This is a genomic window from Sphingobium aromaticiconvertens (genome assembly GCF_037154075.1).
GTDB lineage: Bacteria > Pseudomonadota > Alphaproteobacteria > Sphingomonadales > Sphingomonadaceae > Sphingobium > Sphingobium aromaticiconvertens.
This window is the reverse complement of the sequence record NZ_JBANRJ010000001.1, coordinates 4,841,515-4,859,682: the sequence shown is the minus strand read 5'-3', so window position 1 is coordinate 4,859,682 and position 18,168 is coordinate 4,841,515. Positions and strand designations below refer to the sequence as shown.

Annotated in this window: 19 protein-coding genes; 12 read left to right on the top strand and 7 right to left on the bottom strand. The window is 61.9% G+C overall.

Going from position 1 to position 18,168, the window contains the following annotated elements:
* Nucleotides 1–35 precede the first annotated feature (35 nt).
* Together WFR25_RS23605 and WFR25_RS23600 are read right to left on the bottom strand one after the other, a co-directional pair.
* Entirely contained in the window at nt 36–806 is a 771-nt protein-coding gene (locus WFR25_RS23605; protein ID WP_336974214.1) for an enoyl-CoA hydratase/isomerase family protein, read from the bottom strand.
* Nucleotides 803–2,272 (bottom strand): carboxylesterase/lipase family protein, encoded by a 1,470-nt coding sequence (locus tag WFR25_RS23600; protein ID WP_336974212.1) that lies wholly within the window; start codon nt 2,270–2,272, stop codon nt 803–805. Before WFR25_RS23600 ends, WFR25_RS23605 begins: the two co-directional genes overlap by 4 nt.
* Nucleotides 2,273–2,490: 218 nt before the next feature.
* On the opposite strand from WFR25_RS23600, the gene WFR25_RS23595 reads away from it, so the two are divergent.
* The 5 genes from WFR25_RS23595 (at nt 2,491) to WFR25_RS23575 (ending at nt 9,001) form a co-directional block, all read left to right on the top strand.
* Complete coding sequence (locus WFR25_RS23595; protein WP_336974211.1) at nt 2,491–4,539, top strand: PQQ-dependent dehydrogenase, methanol/ethanol family; 2,049 nt, start codon at nt 2,491–2,493, stop codon at nt 4,537–4,539.
* 191 nt (nt 4,540–4,730) lie between these two features.
* Nucleotides 4,731–5,474 carry a TetR/AcrR family transcriptional regulator gene (locus WFR25_RS23590; RefSeq protein ID WP_336974209.1) on the top strand — a complete coding sequence of 248 codons (744 nt, stop codon included), beginning with the start codon at nt 4,731–4,733 and terminating at the stop codon, nt 5,472–5,474.
* An 85-nt stretch (nt 5,475–5,559) separates the two neighbouring features.
* Nucleotides 5,560–6,369: an enoyl-CoA hydratase/isomerase family protein gene (locus tag WFR25_RS23585; protein ID WP_336974208.1), complete on the top strand. Its 810-nt coding sequence runs from the start codon at nt 5,560–5,562 to the stop codon at nt 6,367–6,369.
* Between the two features lie 4 nt (nt 6,370–6,373).
* A complete protein-coding gene (locus WFR25_RS23580) occupies nt 6,374–7,015 on the top strand; it encodes a flavin reductase family protein (RefSeq protein ID WP_336974207.1) in 642 nt (213 codons plus the stop codon).
* 150 nt (nt 7,016–7,165) lie between these two features.
* Entirely contained in the window at nt 7,166–9,001 is a 1,836-nt protein-coding gene (locus tag WFR25_RS23575) for a CaiB/BaiF CoA-transferase family protein (RefSeq protein WP_336974205.1), read from the top strand.
* A gap of 35 nt (nt 9,002–9,036) precedes the next feature.
* Here the strand turns inward: WFR25_RS23575 and WFR25_RS23570 are convergent.
* The 3 genes from WFR25_RS23570 to WFR25_RS23560 all read right to left on the bottom strand — a co-directional run bounded on the left by WFR25_RS23570 (nt 9,037) and on the right by WFR25_RS23560 (nt 12,008).
* Nucleotides 9,037–10,400 (bottom strand): IS3 family transposase gene (locus tag WFR25_RS23570; protein ID WP_336967452.1). Its coding sequence is split into 2 segments (ribosomal slippage): nt 9,037–10,050 and nt 10,053–10,400, totalling 1,362 coding nucleotides; the frame shifts between segments, so codons are not numbered across the junction.
* A gap of 204 nt (nt 10,401–10,604) precedes the next feature.
* A complete protein-coding gene (locus WFR25_RS23565; protein ID WP_336974204.1) occupies nt 10,605–11,252 on the bottom strand; it encodes a DUF433 domain-containing protein in 648 nt (215 codons plus the stop codon).
* 90 nt (nt 11,253–11,342) lie between these two features.
* Nucleotides 11,343–12,008 carry a S24 family peptidase gene (locus tag WFR25_RS23560; RefSeq protein WP_336974203.1) on the bottom strand — a complete coding sequence of 222 codons (666 nt, stop codon included), beginning with the start codon at nt 12,006–12,008 and terminating at the stop codon, nt 11,343–11,345.
* A gap of 300 nt (nt 12,009–12,308) precedes the next feature.
* Here WFR25_RS23560 and WFR25_RS23555 point away from each other — a divergent pair, with 300 nt between their 5' ends.
* The 4 genes from WFR25_RS23555 (at nt 12,309) to WFR25_RS23540 (ending at nt 15,921) form a co-directional block, all read left to right on the top strand.
* On the top strand, nt 12,309–12,722 hold the full coding sequence (locus tag WFR25_RS23555) for a hypothetical protein (protein WP_336974202.1): 414 nt from the start codon (nt 12,309–12,311) through the stop codon (nt 12,720–12,722).
* A 219-nt stretch (nt 12,723–12,941) separates the two neighbouring features.
* Nucleotides 12,942–13,532: an NUMOD4 motif-containing HNH endonuclease gene (locus tag WFR25_RS23550; protein ID WP_336974201.1), complete on the top strand. Its 591-nt coding sequence runs from the start codon at nt 12,942–12,944 to the stop codon at nt 13,530–13,532.
* Nucleotides 13,529–15,001, top strand: coding sequence for a DEAD/DEAH box helicase (locus WFR25_RS23545; RefSeq protein WP_336974198.1), 1,473 nt, complete (start codon nt 13,529–13,531; stop codon nt 14,999–15,001). The genes WFR25_RS23550 and WFR25_RS23545 overlap by 4 nt, the downstream gene beginning before the upstream one ends.
* Complete coding sequence (locus WFR25_RS23540) at nt 14,998–15,921, top strand: DUF7146 domain-containing protein (RefSeq protein ID WP_336974195.1); 924 nt, start codon at nt 14,998–15,000, stop codon at nt 15,919–15,921. The genes WFR25_RS23545 and WFR25_RS23540 overlap by 4 nt, the downstream gene beginning before the upstream one ends.
* 256 nt (nt 15,922–16,177) lie before the next feature.
* Here WFR25_RS23540 and WFR25_RS23535 read toward each other — a convergent pair whose 3' ends face one another.
* Both WFR25_RS23535 and WFR25_RS23530 read right to left on the bottom strand, forming a co-directional pair.
* Nucleotides 16,178–16,456: an addiction module antidote protein gene (locus WFR25_RS23535; protein WP_336974194.1), complete on the bottom strand. Its 279-nt coding sequence runs from the start codon at nt 16,454–16,456 to the stop codon at nt 16,178–16,180.
* A gap of 3 nt (nt 16,457–16,459) precedes the next feature.
* Nucleotides 16,460–16,744, bottom strand: a complete 285-nt coding sequence (locus WFR25_RS23530) for a type II toxin-antitoxin system RelE/ParE family toxin (protein WP_336974193.1) — start codon at nt 16,742–16,744, stop codon at nt 16,460–16,462.
* An 80-nt stretch (nt 16,745–16,824) separates the two neighbouring features.
* Between WFR25_RS23530 and WFR25_RS23525 the strand changes: the two genes are divergently transcribed.
* The 3 genes from WFR25_RS23525 to WFR25_RS23515 all read left to right on the top strand — a co-directional run bounded on the left by WFR25_RS23525 (nt 16,825) and on the right by WFR25_RS23515 (nt 18,114).
* Nucleotides 16,825–16,995: a hypothetical protein gene (locus WFR25_RS23525; RefSeq protein WP_336974191.1), complete on the top strand. Its 171-nt coding sequence runs from the start codon at nt 16,825–16,827 to the stop codon at nt 16,993–16,995.
* Nucleotides 16,996–17,027: 32 nt separating this feature from the next.
* Nucleotides 17,028–17,549 (top strand): hypothetical protein, encoded by a 522-nt coding sequence (locus tag WFR25_RS23520; protein WP_336974190.1) that lies wholly within the window; start codon nt 17,028–17,030, stop codon nt 17,547–17,549.
* Between the two features lie 322 nt (nt 17,550–17,871).
* Nucleotides 17,872–18,114, top strand: a complete 243-nt coding sequence (locus WFR25_RS23515; RefSeq protein WP_336974188.1) for a hypothetical protein — start codon at nt 17,872–17,874, stop codon at nt 18,112–18,114.
* Nucleotides 18,115–18,168 lie beyond the last annotated feature (54 nt).

Here is an 18,168-nt window from a genome sequence, read left to right as displayed (position 1 = left end):
TCCAGTCATGGGCTGGATTGTCCTGCTGAGGGGTGTCATCGGCCGGTGAACCGGGGTGGGCGCTTGTCCTGTGCGGCGTCGATGCCTTCGCGATGGTCGGCGGTGGTGGCCAACATCGGCTGAACGCTGAATTCCTGCGCGAGAAACTGGTCGAGTGATTGCGTTGATGCGGCGTCGAACAATTGTTTGGCCATGGCCTGCGCCAGCGGCGCGCCCTGCGCCATATCCATGGCCAAAGCCACCGCGCGGTCCAGCACTGGCTGGTCCACCACGACATCCAGCACAAGGCCCAGCGTCAGCGCTTCGGCTGCGTCAATCATGCGGGTGGAATAGACAATCTCCTTTGCGCGCATCGGCCCGACGAGACGAGTAAGATGCCAAATGGCGCCGGCGTCGGGAGCATAGCCGATCCGCCCGAAAATCTGGCAGAAGCGTGCGTCGGGTGCGGCGACGGCCATGTCGCAGGCCAGCGCCAGGCTCCACCCCGCACCGACGCAATTGCCTGCGACCGCGGCGATGACGGGTTTCGGACAGGCGGTGATGGCGCGGATCATGCGATGGAGCAGGCGCATGCGGTGCAGGAAGGCGGCGGTATCGCTGTGCCCCATTTCCCCGGTGTCCGAACCCGCGCAGAAATGCCCGCCCGCGCCGGTCAGGACGATCGCCCGGACCGTGTCGTCATCGGCCAGTTCGGTGAATATGTCCGCAATCCGTCCGCGCATCGCCATGGTGAAGGCGTTGCGGCGATCCGGCCGATCAAGCGTGACGACGGCTATCCCGTCCCGTCGGTCGAGCGTGACGCTCATGATGTGGTGCGCCAGCCGAATTTCTGCCCGCTTTCCCGTTCCCATTTGGCGTACCAGGGCGCCAGTTGGCGGGCGTGAAATTGGGGGGCGGACCGGATGGTTTCGCCGATCAGCAGAGGATTGGCCGTGCCGGGTTGATTGGCGGGCCATGGCGGCAAGCCGACACCGTTGGGGTCGCCGCCACGCATATAGTTCAACAGCCAGCCTTCCATTGTCCGGGCCAATGCGGTCGATTGCGGATCGGTGGCGGGCGATTGACCGAACCAGTAAGGGCGATCCGCGCAATGGTCCGCACCGGGTTCCTGCCGCTGAGCGGGAGGCAGATAGTCGAAATGATAGGACCATGTCGGCACGCCGGCGCGCGCCGCCAATTGGGTCATGCCCATGGCTGCAGAGGTGAACAGGAAATCGGTCTGCACTTGTCGCAGCAATTCCTTTTCATCCTGCACACCATAGCTGGCGGAAACGCTGTCGAGATCAATGCCGAAGCGACGGGCCATGGCGGCCCGGTCGAAGCCCATCAGGCCGAAGACACTGGCTTCGTTGCTGGTCGATCCGCTGATGAGCGGCACGCGCGCGATGGCGCCGCTGGCGAACAGGGCGGAGAGCGGGCGGGGCAGCCAGTGACCATCGACCACCGCGCCGAAATCCGGTGCGCCGCTGTCGCCTGCTAGCACGGCATCAACAGGAAGCGCGCGCAGCCGGGCAAGGGCCGCCCCGTCCCGCCCCGAGACACCGACGCGGGTGGCAAAGGCCATGCCCTGTTCCTGTGCCTGATCGATGGGGCGATTGGCGTTGAACAGGCCGCCGGCCGAATGGGCGCTGGCGCGCGCGAACAGGCCGCGCGCCGCGGGCGTGGCCATCAGCGCGTTGATGCTGGATCCCCCGGCGGAACAGCCGATGATCGTGACATTGGCCGGATCGCCGCCGAAACCGGCGATATTGGCATGGACCCAGCGCAGGGCCGCAACCTGATCCATCAGCCAGTAATTGGCCATGGCCTGCGGCGCTTCCACGGTGAGAGCGGGATGGGCGAAGAAACCGAGGCGGCCGAGGCGATAATTGGGCGCGACCAGCACGGCGCCCTGCCGCACCATGGGTGGGACGCCGCGTTCAAAGGGTTCGCGCCCGGACCCGACGAAATAGGCGCCGCCATGTATGACGACCAGCACCGGCAGTTTGCTTGCCCGTGGATCGGGCGTGACGATGTTGAGCGTCAAGCAATCTTCGCTTTGGGGTGCGGTATCGGTCGCGTCGCGGCGGGGCTGGGGGCAATCCGCGCCGAAGCGGGCGGCGTCACGCGCGGTGCGCCACGGACGTGGGGGCTGGGGCGCGCGCCAGCGATCGGGGCCGGTCGGGGGCGCGGCGAAGGGGATGTTACCGAAATAGGCGACGCCATCGCGCATCGTGCCCTTGAGTGCGCCGGAGGCGAGGCGGACGTTCGGCGGAGCGTCGGGCGCTGCCATCGCTGCACTTGCCAGGGCCGCGCTTGCTAAGACCGTAAAGGCAGGGCCGAATCCCATATGCCGCGCCATCCGCATCCATCCCCTGAATTATGACCTATGGTGCAAGATAATGCGTCAGGGAAAGGGGCAAGTCAACGGGCTGACACGTTGACATCGTTTTAAAGTTGCACCAGAGTGCAGGAAATGACGCGGATAGGCGTCCGGCAGGAGAGAATGGCATGAAGCTGCGTTTTTCCACGGCGATCGCAGGTATGGCGGCGGTGGCGATGACCGGCGGGCTGGTCGCCCGGTCGGTGCAGAGTGCGGCGCCGGAAGGCGCGCATTGGACCAGCTATGGCGGGGATGACAAGGAACAGCATTACAGCCCGCTCGCCCAGATCGACGAAGCCAATGTGGGCAAGCTGGGCCTTGCCTGGTCCTATGATATCGATACCTATGACAGCTATACCCAGCCGCTCGAAGTCGATGGCGTGCTGTATTTCGCGGTGGGGCTGAGCGTGGTTCATGCGCTCGACGCGCGCACCGGCAAATTGTTGTGGCAATATGATCCCGATGTCGCCAGCCAGCCCGAAGCCCGGACGCGGATGCGGGCGGGCTGGGGCACGCGCGGCATCGCCTACAAGGACGGAATGGTCTTTACCGCGACCCGCGAAGGGCGGCTGATCGCGGTCGATGCGAAGACCGGCAAGCCACGCTGGTCGGTGCAGACGCTGGATGAGGCGGAGCATGGCTATATCACAGGCCCGCCATGGGTGGCGGGCGACAAGGTGGTCGTGGGCTTCGGCGGCGCGGATTATAGTCCGACGCGCGGCTATGTGACGGCCTACGACATCAAGACCGGCAAGAAGGCGTGGCGCTGGTTCGTGGTGCCGGGCGATCCGGCCAAGGGCTTCGAGAACAAGGCGATGGAGGCGGCGGCCAAGACCTGGACCGGCGAATGGTGGAAATTCGGTGGCGGCGGCACGGTATGGCACGCCATGGCCTATGATGCGAAATATGACCGCATCTATATCGGCACCGGCAACGGGTGGCCGTGGAACCAGAAGATCCGCTCGCCCGGCGGCGGCGACAATCTTTATCTGTCGTCGATCGTCGCGCTGGACGTTAAGACCGGCGAATATGTGTGGCATTATCAGGTGAACCCGGAAAACAGCCACGACTTCAACAATGCGATGGACATTGAACTGGCCGACATGATGATCGGCGGCAAGATGCGATCGGTGCTGATCCACGCGCCCAAGAACGGCTTTTTCTATGTGCTGGACCGGGAAACCGGCAAGCTGGTGTCGGCGGGCGAATTTGCGAAGCAGAACTGGGCCAAACGGATCGACCCGGTGACGGGGCGGCCGGAAATCAATCCCGCAGCACAATATCCCGACGGCAAGCCGTTTATGATGTACCCCTTCCCCAATGGCGCGCATGGGGTGCAGGCCATGTCGTTCAGTCCGAAGACGGGCCTGTCCTATATTCCGGTGATGGAAGGCGGGCGCGTCTTCGTTGATCCGCCCAATGTGAAGGACTGGAGTTACAAGCCGGGCATGATGGTCAACACTGGCCTTGGCGCGCCGCCCGCCAACCTGGTCGCGCCTGCCGCCATCAGCAAGCTGGTCGCATGGGATGTCGCGGGCAACAAGATTGCCTGGTCGATCCCGCAGCCCGGCGTGTTCAACGGCGGCACGATGGCGACCGGCGGCAATCTGGTGTTTCAAGGGACGAACGACGGCAGCTTCAATGCCTTTTCGGCGAGCAACGGGCGCAAGCTGTGGGGGTTCGACGCACAAAATGGCATGCTGTCTGCGCCGATCAGCTATTCGCTTGGCGGTAAACAATATGTGTCGATCATCACCGGGTTCCGCAGCAGTTTTCCCAATTCGCCCAACTGGGACTATGGCCAGCAGAAGCGCCGGGTGCTGACCTTCACCATCGGCGGGAGCAAGGCTTTGCCGCCGTCCGAGCAGGCTGACATGCCGATCCAGGACGACCCCGCCTTCACCATCGACGCCGCCAAGGCGAAGGTCGGCGCGGGCATCTACAATAGCAGCTGCATCATCTGTCATGGGGCGGGCATGATGGCGGGCGGCGCCGCGCCTGACTTGCGTAAGTCGGCCGTGCCGATGGACGCCGACACGTTCAAGGCAGTGGTCCATGACGGAGCGCTGATGGCGCGCGGCATGGGCGCGTTCGAGCAGTTGAGCGACGCCGATCTGGAAGGGTTGCGCCACTATATTCGCCAGCGTGCGCGCGAAACCGCGCCCAAGGGTAGTTAGATATTTCAGGTCATCCGTCGTTTCGGGCGGATGGCCAATGCCCCGCATCTTGCCGGTTAACGGCGCGGGGCTTCCTGCCTCATCCCATCGCCCGAACGATTCGACCGTTCGCGCGTAGAGGAAAATTGCACGATCATGCAGAACTGCTACCATAGTCGATCTGCGCGCATATCGGAGCATGATGGGAGGCAATGGATTTGGCGACTAAGGACAATATCGGCACCAGGGATGGGACGGAGCGGCCCCAAACCTATTCCAGCCCCGCCATTATTGAACGGCGCAGGCGTATCCTGGAAGAAACGCGCAAGGTGATTGCCGAACAGGGCATCGCGGCGCTCAGCATGAACGAGATCGGGCAGCGCGCAGGCGTGGCCAAGCGCACGCTCTACAATGCCTTCCAGACGCGCGAGCGGATGATCGCCTCTGCGATTCAGGAATATTTCGACGAATATGTCAGCCGCATCGACTATGCGAGCACACCGGGGAGTTTGCGCTACAATCTGGAACGGATGATTTCCGTGGTCCAGCGCAACCGCAAGATTCGCAACTATATCAAGGCGATCATGGCGCTCTATTTCAGTTCGGATGTCGACCACGACATCTGGACGGCGATGCACTCGCCCGCCGTGGAGCATAACCGCACCTGGATCGCGGCGCTGGAGAAGCAGAAGCAGTTGCAGCCATGGGTAGAGGTCGACAAGCTGGTCGAGGATCTGGTGCGGTTTGAATATGCCACGATCAACGACTGGGCGCAGGGACGAATCCCGGACGACGAGGTGATCGTCCGGCTGGTCGGCAGCTACCTGACCTGTGTGCTGGGGGCGCTCAAGGGCGCGGCGCGCAAGGAAGTGGAAGCGTTGATCGTCGACATTTCCCAGCGCGGCATTGACGCGCTGCCCATGCGCAAGCGAAACGGGACGGCGGCTTCGGCATAAATTTGCACATATATGCAAATTTACTTGCCCTGGGAATGCAGGCGGGGCTATTCATTGGCCCGATAGCAAGACAGGGAGAGTGAGCATGGAGGAGGCCGGAACCGCGCCGGAACTGTTGCTGGACATGCGGGACGATGGCATCGCGGTCATCACCCTCAACCGGCCGCGCGCGAAGAATACCGTCTCCTTTGCGATGTGGGAGCAATTTTCTGCCGCGCTCGACCGGCTGGAAAATGACACGCCTGCGCGAATGCTGGTGCTGTGCGGGGCGGAAGGCTATTTCAGCAACGGCGGCGACGTGAAACTGCCCCCTGCCCGTGGCGAAGGCGCGCTGGCACTGGCCGCCCGGCTGGAAATGGGACAACGGATCATTCGCCGCCTCCGGGCGCTGCCGGTCCCGACCGTCGCGGCGGTGGAGGGCGGCGCATTCGGCGTGTCGTGGAGCCTTGCCATGGCGTGCGACATGATATTCGCCGCCGCGGACGCGAAATTCGGCGCGCCCTTCCTGGAGTTTGGATTGGTGCCGGACGGCGGCGCGGCCTGGTTCCTGACGCGCCAGTTGGGCCGTGCGCGGGCGGCGGAAATCATCTTCTCCGGGCGGACGCTGGGTGCGGACGAGGCGCTGGCGCTGGGGTTGATCAGCCGGATCGTCGCGCCGGGAACGGCTGTGGACGAAGCGTTGGTGCTGGGCGCCGGGATCGGCGACGGCAACGCCCATGCTGTGGAATTGACCAAGCGGTTGCTGACGCAGGCGGAACAGGGCGATCTTGCGGCCACTCATGCGCTGGAGCTGGTCTATTGCCATAGCTGTCAGGCGGGCGAGGAAGTGCCCCGCGCGCGGGAGAAGTTCAGGGCCCGTGCCGCCGCCAGAGCCGCCGCAAAGGCGAAAGGATAAGCCCATGCAGTTCGACATGCGCGCATTGCCGATGGCGGTTCGCTACAAAATCGTCAATTCGACCATCACGCCGCGCCCGATCGCCTGGGTAACGACGCGGTCGGAAGCGGGCGTGGTCAACGCTGCGCCCTACAGCTTCTTCAATTGCGTGGGTACCGAGCCGCCGCTGGTGACGCTGGGCCTGCTGAAAAATCCGGCGACGCGCGGCCTGAAAAATACCGCTGCCAATATCATCGCGACCGGCGAGTTCGTCGTCAATCTGGTGTGCGAGGCGGATGCCGAGCGCATGAACCATTGCAGCGTCGATGCGCCGGCGGGAGTCAGCGAGATCGACTATGCCGGGGTGGAAACGGCGCCGTCCGTGCTGGTCGCGCCGCCGCTGATCGCGTCCAGCCCGGTCAGCTTCGAATGCCGCAAGGTCGTTGCGCTGGACATCGGCAGTTTTCAGACCGTGGTGATCGGCGAAATCGTCATGGCGCATGTTCGCGACGAGTTCATCACCGACAGGGACCGGGTCTATTTCGACGTTCCGGCGATGAAGCTGATCGGTCGGACCCATGGCAATGGCTGGTATGTCCGCAACAGCGACAGTTTCCAGATGGACCGCCCCCGCTACGATCCCGACCGCATGACCAAGGGTGAATGAATTTGAACCCATGGTGCAAAATTACTTGCACCGCTGGTGAAATTCGTGTCTCTTGATCCAGACAGATCGGCGGACATTCCCGGCAAGGGCGTGACCGGTTCCGATCCCCAAAGGTGCGGCGCAGACCGCAGGCCACCACAGGAGTAAGCGATGCCCGGCCCTCTGGACCATCTGACCGTTATCGAGCTGGCGACCGAAATGCCGGTCGCTATCGCGGGCATGTTGTTCGCCGACCATGGCGCCGACGTGCTGAAAGTCGAACCGAAGGGCGGCGCCTGCTTCGCGCACGAACTCAGCCGCAAAAGTTGGGACCGCTCCAAGCGCAGCGTCGAACTGGATGTCGGCGATGGCGCGGATCGCGCATCTTTGCAGGGCTTGCTGGCCGGAGCTGATATTTTCATCCATGCATTGGAAGACGCGCAGGCTGCCGCACTCGACCTGGACGAAGCGACGCTGGCGCGCGATTTCCCCGACCTGATTGTCGTCGCGCTGACCGCCTATGGCGCGGACACGCCCTTTGCCGACCGGCCGCGCGGCGAATCGCTCGCTGCGGCCCTGCTCGGCACGATGATCGACAAGGGCAGCCCCTTCCGCCCCGGCCCGGTCTATCTGGGGCATCCCGCGCTGCATTATGGGCAGGCCTTTCTGGGCGTGATCGGCGCGCTGGCGGCGGTTCGCGCACGGCGGCACATCGGCCGGGGACAGCGTGTTGAAGCGTCGCTGCTGGACGCGATGCTGGCCCAGTCGCCGATGAACAACTGGTGGCAGGAAGAGGGCATCTCCTACATCAAGGCGGGCGATTCCGGCGCGGTCGATCGCTTCGGCCGTACCCGTCTGGTCACTGGCATGTTCGAATGTGGCGATGGCCTGTTCCTGCAAATCCATACCGGCGGGCAGGGCGGTTTCAAGGCAGCTATGGACGTGCTGGGCTTCGGTGAACGAGTGCAGGCAGTGAAGGGTGCGGCGGAAATGTCGGTGCCGCTGTCGGACGACGAATATCATCTTGCACGGGTCGAACTGTTCGAGGCGTTCAAGACGAAGCCGCGCGCTGAGTGGATCGCATTGTTTCAGGCGGCGGATGTTGCGGCGCTACCGGTGCTGGAGCCAGCCGAAGTGTTGCTGGACGAACAAGTGGAGTTTGTGGGTCAGCGGGTCGCGCTGCCGGACCCTGATTTCGGCACCATCTATCAGGCTGCGCCGGCCGTGCGTTTCGACAAGACGCCCTGCGCCGTGCCGCGTCCTGCCCCTGTCGTGGGCGCGGACAATGATGCGCTTGCCGCACTTGTCGCCCGGCGACGCGAAGCGCTGGCAGCGGACGGCAAGTCGCTGGATCGGCCGCTTGCGGGCCTCAAGGTGGTGGACTTCTCCTCCTTCTTCGCGGTCGGTTTCGGCGGGCGTCTGCTGTCGGATCTGGGCGCGGACGTCATCAAGGTGGAAACGCCCGACGGTGATCAGATGCGCCCTCTGCCCGACTGTTTCGATGCGGCGCAGCGGGGCAAGCGCGACATCGTACTGAACCTGAAGCAGCCCGAAGCACTGGAAGCGGCGTTGAAGCTGGTGGCGCAGGCCGATGTCGTCACCCATAATCTGCGCCCCGGCAAGGCGGACAAGCTGGGCATCGGCTATGAGGCGCTGGCGAAGATCAACCCGCGCCTGCTCTATGTCTATCTGCCGGGCTATGGGTCGAAAGGCCCGAAATCGCTGCTCAAGAGCTTCGCACCACTGGTTTCCGGCTGGACCGGCCTGCTCTATGAAGGCGGCGGGGCGGGCAATCCGCCGACCCGGTCGGTGTTCGGGAACGAGGATTATAATAACGGCTTCCTGGGCGCGGCGGGCATATTGATGGGGCTGGAGCGTCGGGCGATCACCGGCGAGGGCGATTATATGGAGTGCCCGCAGCTCCATTCCAGCCTGTGGACCACATCCGAACATTTTCTCGATGCGGACTGTCCGTCGTCAGAACATTTGGCACACGTCGCGTCGTAAATTAGCGGAGTGCGGGCCTCGTCTTGGGGTTGATGTTAAGCGGCGAGCCTGCGGTGTTGCAAGCGCCGATATTCGATGGTCTTTCGCTTGATCCTTTCGCGCTGTTTGATGATGGCGGGAGCCCTGCCGAGGTAGGCGTCGGCGGGCGTCACGTTGTTCAGGCTCTCGTGGTAACGCTGGTTGTTGTAATGCTCGACGAAGGCCTCGATCTGGGCCTCAAGGTCGCCGGGCAGGAAGTAGTTTTCCAGCAGGATGCGGTTTTTCAGGGTTTGGTGCCAGCGCTCGATCTTGCCTTGGGTCTGGGGGTGCATCGGAGCGCCGCGTACATGGCTCATCTTCTGGGCATCGATGTATTCCGCCAGTTCGCCCGCGATGTAGCTGGGGCCGTTATCGCTGAGCAGCCTGGGCTTGTGCAGCACGGTGGCGCTGTCGCAGCCGGAAGCCTTAAGGGCCAGGTCCAGCGTGTCGGTGACATCCTCGGCGCGCATGTTGGTGCACAGTTTCCAGGCGATAATGTAGCGCGAGAAGTCGTCGAGCACGGTCGACAGGTACATCCAGCCCCACCCGATGATCTTGAAGTAGGTAAAATCGGTCTGCCACATCTCGTTCGGACGCGTGGTCTGGGTATGGAAGCGATCGGCGGCCTTGATCACCACATAGGCCGGACTGGTAATCAGATCGTGGGCCTTCAACAGGCGGTAAACGGTGGCCTCCGACACGAAGTAGCGCTTCTCGTCGGTGAAGCGCACCGCCAGTTCGCGCGGTGACAGCTCGCTGTAATCCAGCGCCATCTCGACGATCTGGCCCTGGATATCGTCGCCGATGCGGTTCCACACCCGACTCGGCGCCGATGGCCGATCTTCCAGCGCCTCCGGCCCGCCTTCGACGAAGCGATCGTACCAGCGGTAGAACGTCCGGCGGGGGATGCCGAGTTTGTCCAGCGTGTGCTTGGCGGGCAGGTGCGACTGCTCGACGATCCGGATGATCTCGAGCTTTTCGGATGCGGGATACCTCATTCGTCGTCGCCCCCATCCGCGATCATGCTTTTTTTAAGCAGGCGGTTTTCCAGCGTCAGGTCGGCCACGCATTCCTTCAGGGCACGGGCCTCGCGGCGCAGATCCTGCACCTCGCCAGTGGTCGCAGCACGGGCGGTGTCACCGGCCAGGCGCCGCTTGCCCGCTTCCATGAACTCCTTCGACCAGGTGTAATACAGGCTTTGGGCAATGCCTTCCTTGCGGCACAACTCGGCGATGCTGTCCTCGCCGCGCAGACCGTCCAGCACAATACGGATCTTGTCTTCGGCTGAGAAATGGCGCCGGGTCTGCCGCCGGATATCCTTCACAACACGCTCAGCAGGGGCCTTTGTCGGCGAATTTTTCAAGGAGGGTTTGGGCTTCATCTTCGTTCCTTCGTCACTACGACGAAGCCCAAACCCTCCTTAATTTACAACCTCAAATCTGTGCCATTGGTGCTGACGGCGGACATCATGAGGAATTAAGGCGCGACTGAACTCACAGGTATGGCCAAGCTCGATCAGAACGTCGGCCACCGACTTCGCCACGTTCTGATCGAGAAGAAAATGCATCCACTACATAGACATGCATCATGCCGCTTGAGTCAACAGAGTCCTCTGCTCAAGGGCTGCTTTAATGTCCGCTATCTTCAAATCAGGATATTCTTCCACGATTTTCTTTGAACTGTATCCTGCGTCGATATAGTTAAAGATTGCGCTTACGGGTATCCGTGTCCCGGCCACCAGCACAGCATTCCTCATCCGATACCGATTGCGCTCGAATGAGCCGACCGACTCCTGTGGCCTCTCTCGCAACTTGTCAGCCTGTTGTCGCATATCGTCCATCACATTTTCCAGCGGGATCGGCACCGCCATCTGCCCCGAAATTGCTCCCTCTATCTTGCCGGTAGCAGGGTTATGAAAATGAACTTCTCTATTGAGGACGTAGAGGGTCAGGCTGGACCATGGGGTCTTGCTCCACTTGCTCAGCTTCGCAGCGACACGCTTCAGCTCGGGCAGGCCAATCTTATGTGTTTTACTTAGCACGCTAAGGGTTCTTAACCCTACCAAATCAGTGAATGAATACACCCGACCATGAGCGACCCTGCGGTTCTCATAAGCATATTCCGGCGCAAAGAAACCAGCCTTATCCCATTCACGTAGTTGGTAACGGGACAGCCCGGTTAACGCCTGAATGTGGGCCGCACCAAAGGCGGCAACAGTTGGCTTATCGCCCATGACTGGCCTCCTCGCGAAATTATTGCCTACGACAATCGTAACGCAAACCCTCAACTGCTACCATATAAGAATTTATATTTTAGCGCAATTTCAAGTCTTCCGCACAATCGCCACGACCCGGCCCACGACGCTCATGTCTCCATCCGACGCGCGATCCGCAGGCACGTTCGGATTATCCGAAAGAATGGCGACGGTGCCGTCAGCCATCGGGCGCAGGCGCTTAATGTAACCGACGTCTCCGATCGCTATAGCCCATATCCTATCGCCCATGCGGACTTCGCGCTCCGACGTGTCGATCAGTACGATGTCGGCGTCCAGGATGGTAGGCATCATGCTGTCGCCGGTTCCGCTGGCAAAGAACAGTTTGCTGGCGGGCGAGTGAGTGAATTGGCTGATCCACTCCCGAGAGAAGCGACGTGGGTTTCCCTTTACCGGGAGGTCAAGGTAGGCGCCGGCGCCCATACCGTAGGACACATCCCATTCTTGGATCTCTACATCATCCTCGCTCTCGTCGGCCCGCTGCGCAACGCGCCCGAATGCGTCTGGCAGCAGGTCCGACACCGACAAACCGAGCGCCTTGGCCAACTTCTCAACTGTCCCTAAGCGAACATCTTGGGTTGTATCCTGAAGTATGTCGCGCACTACGGTTTCGCCAATACCAGCCGTCCGCGCTAGGGCCTTTGGGCTCGTATTCCGATGCTTGATAGCGGCGGCCAATCGAACCTTGAGGATGTCGATAGCTTTTTCGTTGCTCATGCCATCGTGTGCCAAAAAACCATGCTCCGCGCCAGTGGGTGACAAAGAACACCTTTTGATTTGAAAGTGTGATAAAACACACCTATAGGTTCGGTTAATGACCGACCCTTTGACAGATGAAATCGAGGTCTTCCTCCGGATTACCGGCATGAAGCCCACGCGCTTTAGCATTAGCGCGACCCGTGATCGCCACTTTGTCCGGCAAGTGCGGCGAGGGCGCCGTGTCTGGCCGGAAACGGCGGAACGGGTCCGCGCCTTCATGCGGGGATACACACCTCCCGCCGATGCTGAGTGACGGGCATGGCGAAACGTCCCTCATTCCAGTTCTACCCGTCCGACTGGCGCACCGACGTTGGGCTACGACTTTGCTCCGGACCTGCGCGCGGGTTGTGGATCGAAATGCTCTGCATGATGCACGAAGGTGAGCCCTATGGGCACCTGACGCTAGGTGGAGAGGCAATTTCAGATACCCGATTGGCACGTCTCCATGGGGAGCCCGAAGCTGAGGTGACGCGGTGGCGCGAAGAGCTTCGCGTCAACAACGTGTATTCGATCACCAGCGGCGGCGTGATCTTCAGCCGCCGAATGATCCGAGACGAACAACTGCGGGAACTCCGGGCGAGTTCTGGCCAAAAAGGCGCTGAACACGGCAAGAAAGGCGGGAGACCGCCGAAACCAAAAACCCCTAAATCGAAGGATGGTGGGAATGATTAAACCCCTTACCGCGCAAGCAAGGGGTTATTTCAAAACCCCTTACGCCTCGATAGCAAAACCCCTTGGCCGATGCGCGCAGGGTTTTGGTCATAACCCCCCTTCTTCTTCTACTTCTTCTTCATCTCCATCTTCACCTCCGTCTGAAGGTTATTCCTTACCAAGATACAACCTATCGTATGTTGAGCTTACGCGAGCGTGTGAGCGCGTGGCGGTGCGCCCATGAAGCAACCCCGTCCCCATCAGGAACGCGCTGTCGCCGAACTCGTATGGCGGGACATCCCCGGATACGAGGGTTTGTATCAGGCGAGCAGCGATGGCCAAATACGCTCCCTGGACAGGATCGTAGCGCTGCGTGGCCGGTATGGTCAGCTGGTGCGCCGCAAACTGAAAGGCGTCGTCCTTAGCCAAACGATGCAAGAGGCAACGCCCGGCTATTTTCGCTGGACGGTGGGCCTGTCCCGCGATGGCCACTGCTCCACGCGGCTGGTTCATCAGTTAGTGATGGAGGCATTCGTCGGCCCGCGCTCCAGCGGTATCGAGGTTGCCCACGGCGATGGCGACCCGCTGAATAACCGGCTGGACAACCTTCGCTACGCAACGCCCGCTGAAAATACCGCTGACAAGGTTGCTCATGGCACTGTTGCCCAAGGCGGCAGGGTCGCTGGGGCGAAACTGAGTGAGGATCAGGTCCGGGCGATCAAATCACAGAAGGGACGCCTGCGCTTGCGGGAATTGGCGGCGCTGTACGGCGTCGCTGAGTCCGCGATTTCGCGAATTCAAAATGGCGTCCGTTGGGGGCATGTCCAATGAAGCAGCCAAGACCCCATCAAATTCGATCGGTCGAGATGATCAGGGAGACGATCGCGCGGGAAAAGATCAAACGGATCATGCTCATGTTGAGCACTGGCGCAGGCAAGACCGTGATCGCCGCCATGATCATCCGCATGGCCCGCGCCAAGGGCAACCGCGTGCTGTTCGTGGTCGACGCGATCTCCCTGATCAACCAGACCGTCGAAGCCTTCTACGAGGAGGGCATCACCGAGATTGGCGTGATCCAGGCTGATCACCCGATGACGGACTGGTCGCGGCCCGTGCAGGTCGCATCAGTGCAAACGCTCCAGAACCGGGGCATGCCCAATGTGGACCTCGTCATCATCGATGAGGCCCATTGCCAGTATGAATACATGACCAAGGTCATGGCGGACCCAGCATGGGAGTCCACGCCCTTCATCGGCCTTAGCGCCACGCCTTGGGCGAAGGGCTTGGGAAACGTCTACAAAAAGCTGATCCAGCCGATCACGATGCAAGGACTGATGGACGGGGGATTCCTCTGCCCATTCCGCGTGTTCGCGGCGGCGCATCCCGATCTGTCGAGCGTGAAAAATGGTGCCGATGGCGACTATGCCAAAGGCCAACTGTCGGAAGTGATGAACGACGGGGCGCTGGTCGCTGACATCGTGGACACGTGGAAGCGCAAAGGGGCAGGGCGTCCTACGCTGTGCTTCTGCGTCGATCGCGCCCACGCCAAACAGGTCCAGATGCGGTTCGAAAGCGCGGGCGTCCCGGCAGGCTACATTGACAAAGATACCCCAGACATCGAACGTCGGGCGATCCGCCGGCAGCTTGACGCTGGCGAAATCAAGGTCGTTTGCAACATCGGGTGTCTGACCAAGGGCGTCGACTGGGCTATCGGCTGCGTGATCCTGGCGCGGCCGACCCGATCCGAAATGCTCTACGTCCAGATGGTCGGGCGCGGGCTGCGGGTGAACGAAGGTATCCCTGACTGCATCATCCTCGATCATGCCGACAACACACTGCGCATGGGCTTCGTCACCGACCTGAACCGCACCGAGATGAGTACGGCGGTCAAGGGCGAACGCGCCAAGGTCGAGAAAAAGGAGGCACTGCCCAAGGAATGCAGCTCGCCGAATTGCAATTACATCAAGCCCCCCAAAACCCGCGAATGCCCAGCCTGCGGCTTCGCGCCCGAGGCGCGCAGCGACATCGAGGAGGAAGATGGCGAACTGGTCGAGGTGAAGCGTGGCGCCAAGCAAAAGGCGACCATGGACACCAAGCAGCAGTGGCTGGCCGAACTCAACTGGATCGCACAGGAACGCGGCTACAAGCCGGGCTGGCCGCAGCGGCAATATCATAATAAATTCGGGGTTTGGCCGAACCAGCTTAACCGCGCGGCGCTCTCGCAGCCCAGCCCCGAAGTCCTGTCCTACGTCCGGTCGCAGGCCATCCGCTTCGCCAAGGGCAAGGGGAGGGCGGCATGATCCAGATCGCCGATCTCGCCCGCAATAAGTGGGGTTCAATCCTGCCTGCGCTGGGCGTCGACGCCAAGTTTCTGTCTGGCAAGCATGGGCCTTGCCCTGCGTGCGGCGGGAATGACCGGTTCCGGTTCGATGACAAGGGCGGGAAAGGCACGTTCATTTGCAATGCCTGCGGTGCTGGCGATGGCTTCAAGCTGCTGTCGATCGTCAAGGGGTGGCCTTTTGCCGAGGCTGCAAACCGCATCAGGCCGATCGTCGGCGAGATGCCCGCCGCCAAGCCGGGAAAAGTCCGTGATCCCGCAAGCATCACGGCGTCGCTCAAGTCGCTATGGGAATCAGGTCAGGCGCTCGATGCCGGGGATATCGCGTCTCGATACCTCACGGCGCGCGGCGTCACCGTGCCCCGCTGTCCCGATCTGCGGTTCACGGCGAGCGCGGCCGTCAACGATCATCCGAAGCAGGGCCGACTGCCCGCGTTGCTGGCGCTAGTCCGCGCCCCCGACGGTAGCCCGGCCACCATTCACCGGACCTATCTCGAAGGCGCAGCGAAGGCGAACATGCCTGATCCGCGCCGCCTGATGCCCGGCACGTTGCCGAAGGGGGCAGCGATCCGACTTGCCCCGCACCGTGGCGTGCTGGGGGTCGCGGAGGGGATCGAGACGGCCTGTGCAGTCATGGATCGGTTTGGCGTTCCGTGCTGGTCGTTGATCAACGCCACCATGCTGGCTGATTTCATCTGGCCTCCCGATATCACCGAGCTTCGGATCTATGGCGACAACGATCTGAAATTCGCCGGTCAAGCCGCCTCGTGGAAGCTGGCGCACCGCGCGGCGGCCGCCCGCAACCCCATCAGCGCCATCGTGGAGATACCGCCGACGCCCGGAAATGACTGGCTTGATGAGCATGTCGGGAGGGTCGCATGACGTGGCTAAATGGCATCTCAACACTGGCAAGTCTGCGCATCCGCGCGATCCAGCGGCCATGGTCGACGTTCGACTTAGCAACGGCTGGGAGGTCCATGGCGTCCTTGCGGGACACTACCGCTGGAGCATCCAAGGGAACTCGGGCGATATCCTGTTTGCCCGTCGCAGCGATCAAAAGGAGCGATCCGTTGCACCCAACTGGAAGTGATTGGAGCGCCCCATGACCGGCTGGACCCTCGCCCTATTCGCGCTTGGCCTATGCCGCCACCGTCAGGCGGACACCCAGCGCCTTCAGAATGCCCAGCAGGCCGGAAAGGGACGGATTGCCGCCTTCGCCCAGCGCCTTGTAAAGACCGGCACGGGAGATGCCCGCCTTCGCGGCGACCTCTGTCATGCCGCGCGCCTTGGCAACGTCGCCAATGGCCGCGACGATCAGCGCAGGGTCTCCTTCCTCAAAGGCCGCGTCGAGATAGGCGGCAATCGCCTCCTCATTCTCCAGGAACTCGGTCACGTCCCAAGCAGTGGTTGTAACCATGGCTCAAACCTCCTTCGACATTGCAATTGCGTCACGGATATCCCGACGCTGCGATTTCTTGTCCCCGCCCGCCAGCAGGATCACCAGCGCATTGCCCTTGCGGACGAAATAGACCCGGTAGCCGGGGCCGAAGTCGATCCGCAGTTCACCTATGCCGTCGAAGAACTTGGCGTCTCCGAAGTTGCCCAACGACACACGACGGATGCGAACTTCAACACGGGCACGTGCCTGAACGTCGAGGTCTTGAACCCAAGTGCGGAAATGGCTGGTCTGGCGGACTTCGATCATGTGTCTACCATAGTGGACTCACGGGGCCAGTCAAGCGGAACGTCAACTAAAGTAGACGATACACAGATGGAGCGGATGGCATGAGGAGCCGCCGCACCACGCCCTCCGACATTGCCGCATCGCTGCTGGCGGTGAAACTGCTCGTCCAGGGCATGAAGGACGCCATGCCGACGTTGCAGGGCGAACTGCGCCGAGACGCCTGCGAGCGGATTGATGACATAATTTCTGACCTTGGGAGTTTGAAGCGTTGATAGAGGTAGCTGATCGGTGGTGCATCTTGCGGATGTCCGGGCCGGGAACATTGCGCGTCGCGACATCATTGCGCGACGCCGGGTTCGATGCATGGACGCCCGTCGAGACGCTGGTGCGTCGGCTCCCGCGCAGCAAGAAAACGACGGAACGCGAAATGCCGGTGATGCCGACCTATGTGTTCGCGCCGGCTGATCATATCCGGGATTTGCATGCCTTCACGGCGATGCCGAACAGCCCGCACCCGCCGTTCTCGATCTTCCGCTATGCCAACAGCTTCCCGCTGATCGCAGGCCGGTCGCTCGAACCGCTACGTGAAGCGGAGGAGCGGCAACGGGAGGCGGCGCGCAGACGGCGGCGCAAGGGCGAACCGGTCCCGCATTTCGAACAGGGCACACCCGTCAAGGTGGATGATGGCAACTTTTCCGGAATGCGCGGCGTCGTCACGAAGCAGAAGGGGCGCCTATGCATCGTCGCCTTCCCGGATTCGCTGATGACCTGGGAGATCGACGCCTTGCAATTGGTTTCGGACATGGTAATAACTGGGCAGCCTTAACGGCACCGCTGCATGAGCAGCAAAGGTGAGCGCGCTTGGGCCAGTAATGTGGCTGCCCTCCCACCAAACGCAGGGAAGTGCGCTTCCCGCGAAGTGCGACTGCATATCTGAAATTCATGTTCCCGCTCTGATTGGTTTCTCCCGGTGCATGCGCCGTTCCAGTCATCGGGCTTGTGTGACGCGGCGGCGTGGATGGACACGCACGGTAATCGGCGGACCCGTCGATGCTACTGCCCATGGGCTGGGTGCAACCGGCAAGCGATGGGAGCCGGTGTCGAGCCCGGTCCGCGTTATTCACCATTCGTCATCCGTCGGAGGATTTATGAACGATCTGCTTGGCCGTCGTGGCCGCGACATCATCACTGGCTTTGAGGGCACGATCACCGGGCACTGCAACTATCTCACGGGCTGCTCGCAAGTCCTGATGGCCCCGCCTGCAAAGGACGGGGCATATGTCGATAGCCAGTGGTTCGATGTCCAGCGTGTGGCGCTGACCGAAGACGAGGCGGTGGTGCTGGACAACGGGCCGACCCCGGGCTGCGATCGGGCCGCGCCCAAGCGGTGACGTAACATTGTTGCGCGACGGCGCAATGTTCGTGGGTCCTTCCTGGCATTTCTC

What these genes read in the sequence shown, in the direction of transcription:
- WFR25_RS23580 (WP_336974207.1), top strand. Translation starts at nt 6,374, where the DNA reads ATGCAGTTCGACATGCGCGCATTGCCGATGGCGGTTCGCTACAAAATC.
- WFR25_RS23590 (WP_336974209.1), top strand. Translation starts at nt 4,731, where the DNA reads ATGGATTTGGCGACTAAGGACAATATCGGCACCAGGGATGGGACGGAG.
- WFR25_RS23605 (WP_336974214.1), bottom strand. Translation starts at nt 806, where the DNA reads ATGAGCGTCACGCTCGACCGACGGGACGGGATAGCCGTCGTCACGCTT.
- WFR25_RS23565 (WP_336974204.1), bottom strand. Translation starts at nt 11,252, where the DNA reads ATGGGCGATAAGCCAACTGTTGCCGCCTTTGGTGCGGCCCACATTCAG.
- WFR25_RS23535 (WP_336974194.1), bottom strand. Translation starts at nt 16,456, where the DNA reads ATGGTTACAACCACTGCTTGGGACGTGACCGAGTTCCTGGAGAATGAG.
- WFR25_RS23595 (WP_336974211.1), top strand. Translation starts at nt 2,491, where the DNA reads ATGAAGCTGCGTTTTTCCACGGCGATCGCAGGTATGGCGGCGGTGGCG.
- WFR25_RS23545 (WP_336974198.1), top strand. Translation starts at nt 13,529, where the DNA reads ATGAAGCAGCCAAGACCCCATCAAATTCGATCGGTCGAGATGATCAGG.
- WFR25_RS23520 (WP_336974190.1), top strand. Translation starts at nt 17,028, where the DNA reads ATGTCCGGGCCGGGAACATTGCGCGTCGCGACATCATTGCGCGACGCC.
- WFR25_RS23585 (WP_336974208.1), top strand. Translation starts at nt 5,560, where the DNA reads ATGGAGGAGGCCGGAACCGCGCCGGAACTGTTGCTGGACATGCGGGAC.
- WFR25_RS23540 (WP_336974195.1), top strand. Translation starts at nt 14,998, where the DNA reads ATGATCCAGATCGCCGATCTCGCCCGCAATAAGTGGGGTTCAATCCTG.
- WFR25_RS23550 (WP_336974201.1), top strand. Translation starts at nt 12,942, where the DNA reads ATGAAGCAACCCCGTCCCCATCAGGAACGCGCTGTCGCCGAACTCGTA.
- WFR25_RS23515 (WP_336974188.1), top strand. Translation starts at nt 17,872, where the DNA reads ATGAACGATCTGCTTGGCCGTCGTGGCCGCGACATCATCACTGGCTTT.
- WFR25_RS23530 (WP_336974193.1), bottom strand. Translation starts at nt 16,744, where the DNA reads ATGATCGAAGTCCGCCAGACCAGCCATTTCCGCACTTGGGTTCAAGAC.
- WFR25_RS23600 (WP_336974212.1), bottom strand. Translation starts at nt 2,272, where the DNA reads ATGGCAGCGCCCGACGCTCCGCCGAACGTCCGCCTCGCCTCCGGCGCA.
- WFR25_RS23560 (WP_336974203.1), bottom strand. Translation starts at nt 12,008, where the DNA reads ATGAGCAACGAAAAAGCTATCGACATCCTCAAGGTTCGATTGGCCGCC.
- WFR25_RS23575 (WP_336974205.1), top strand. Translation starts at nt 7,166, where the DNA reads ATGCCCGGCCCTCTGGACCATCTGACCGTTATCGAGCTGGCGACCGAA.
- WFR25_RS23555 (WP_336974202.1), top strand. Translation starts at nt 12,309, where the DNA reads ATGGCGAAACGTCCCTCATTCCAGTTCTACCCGTCCGACTGGCGCACC.
- WFR25_RS23525 (WP_336974191.1), top strand. Translation starts at nt 16,825, where the DNA reads ATGAGGAGCCGCCGCACCACGCCCTCCGACATTGCCGCATCGCTGCTG.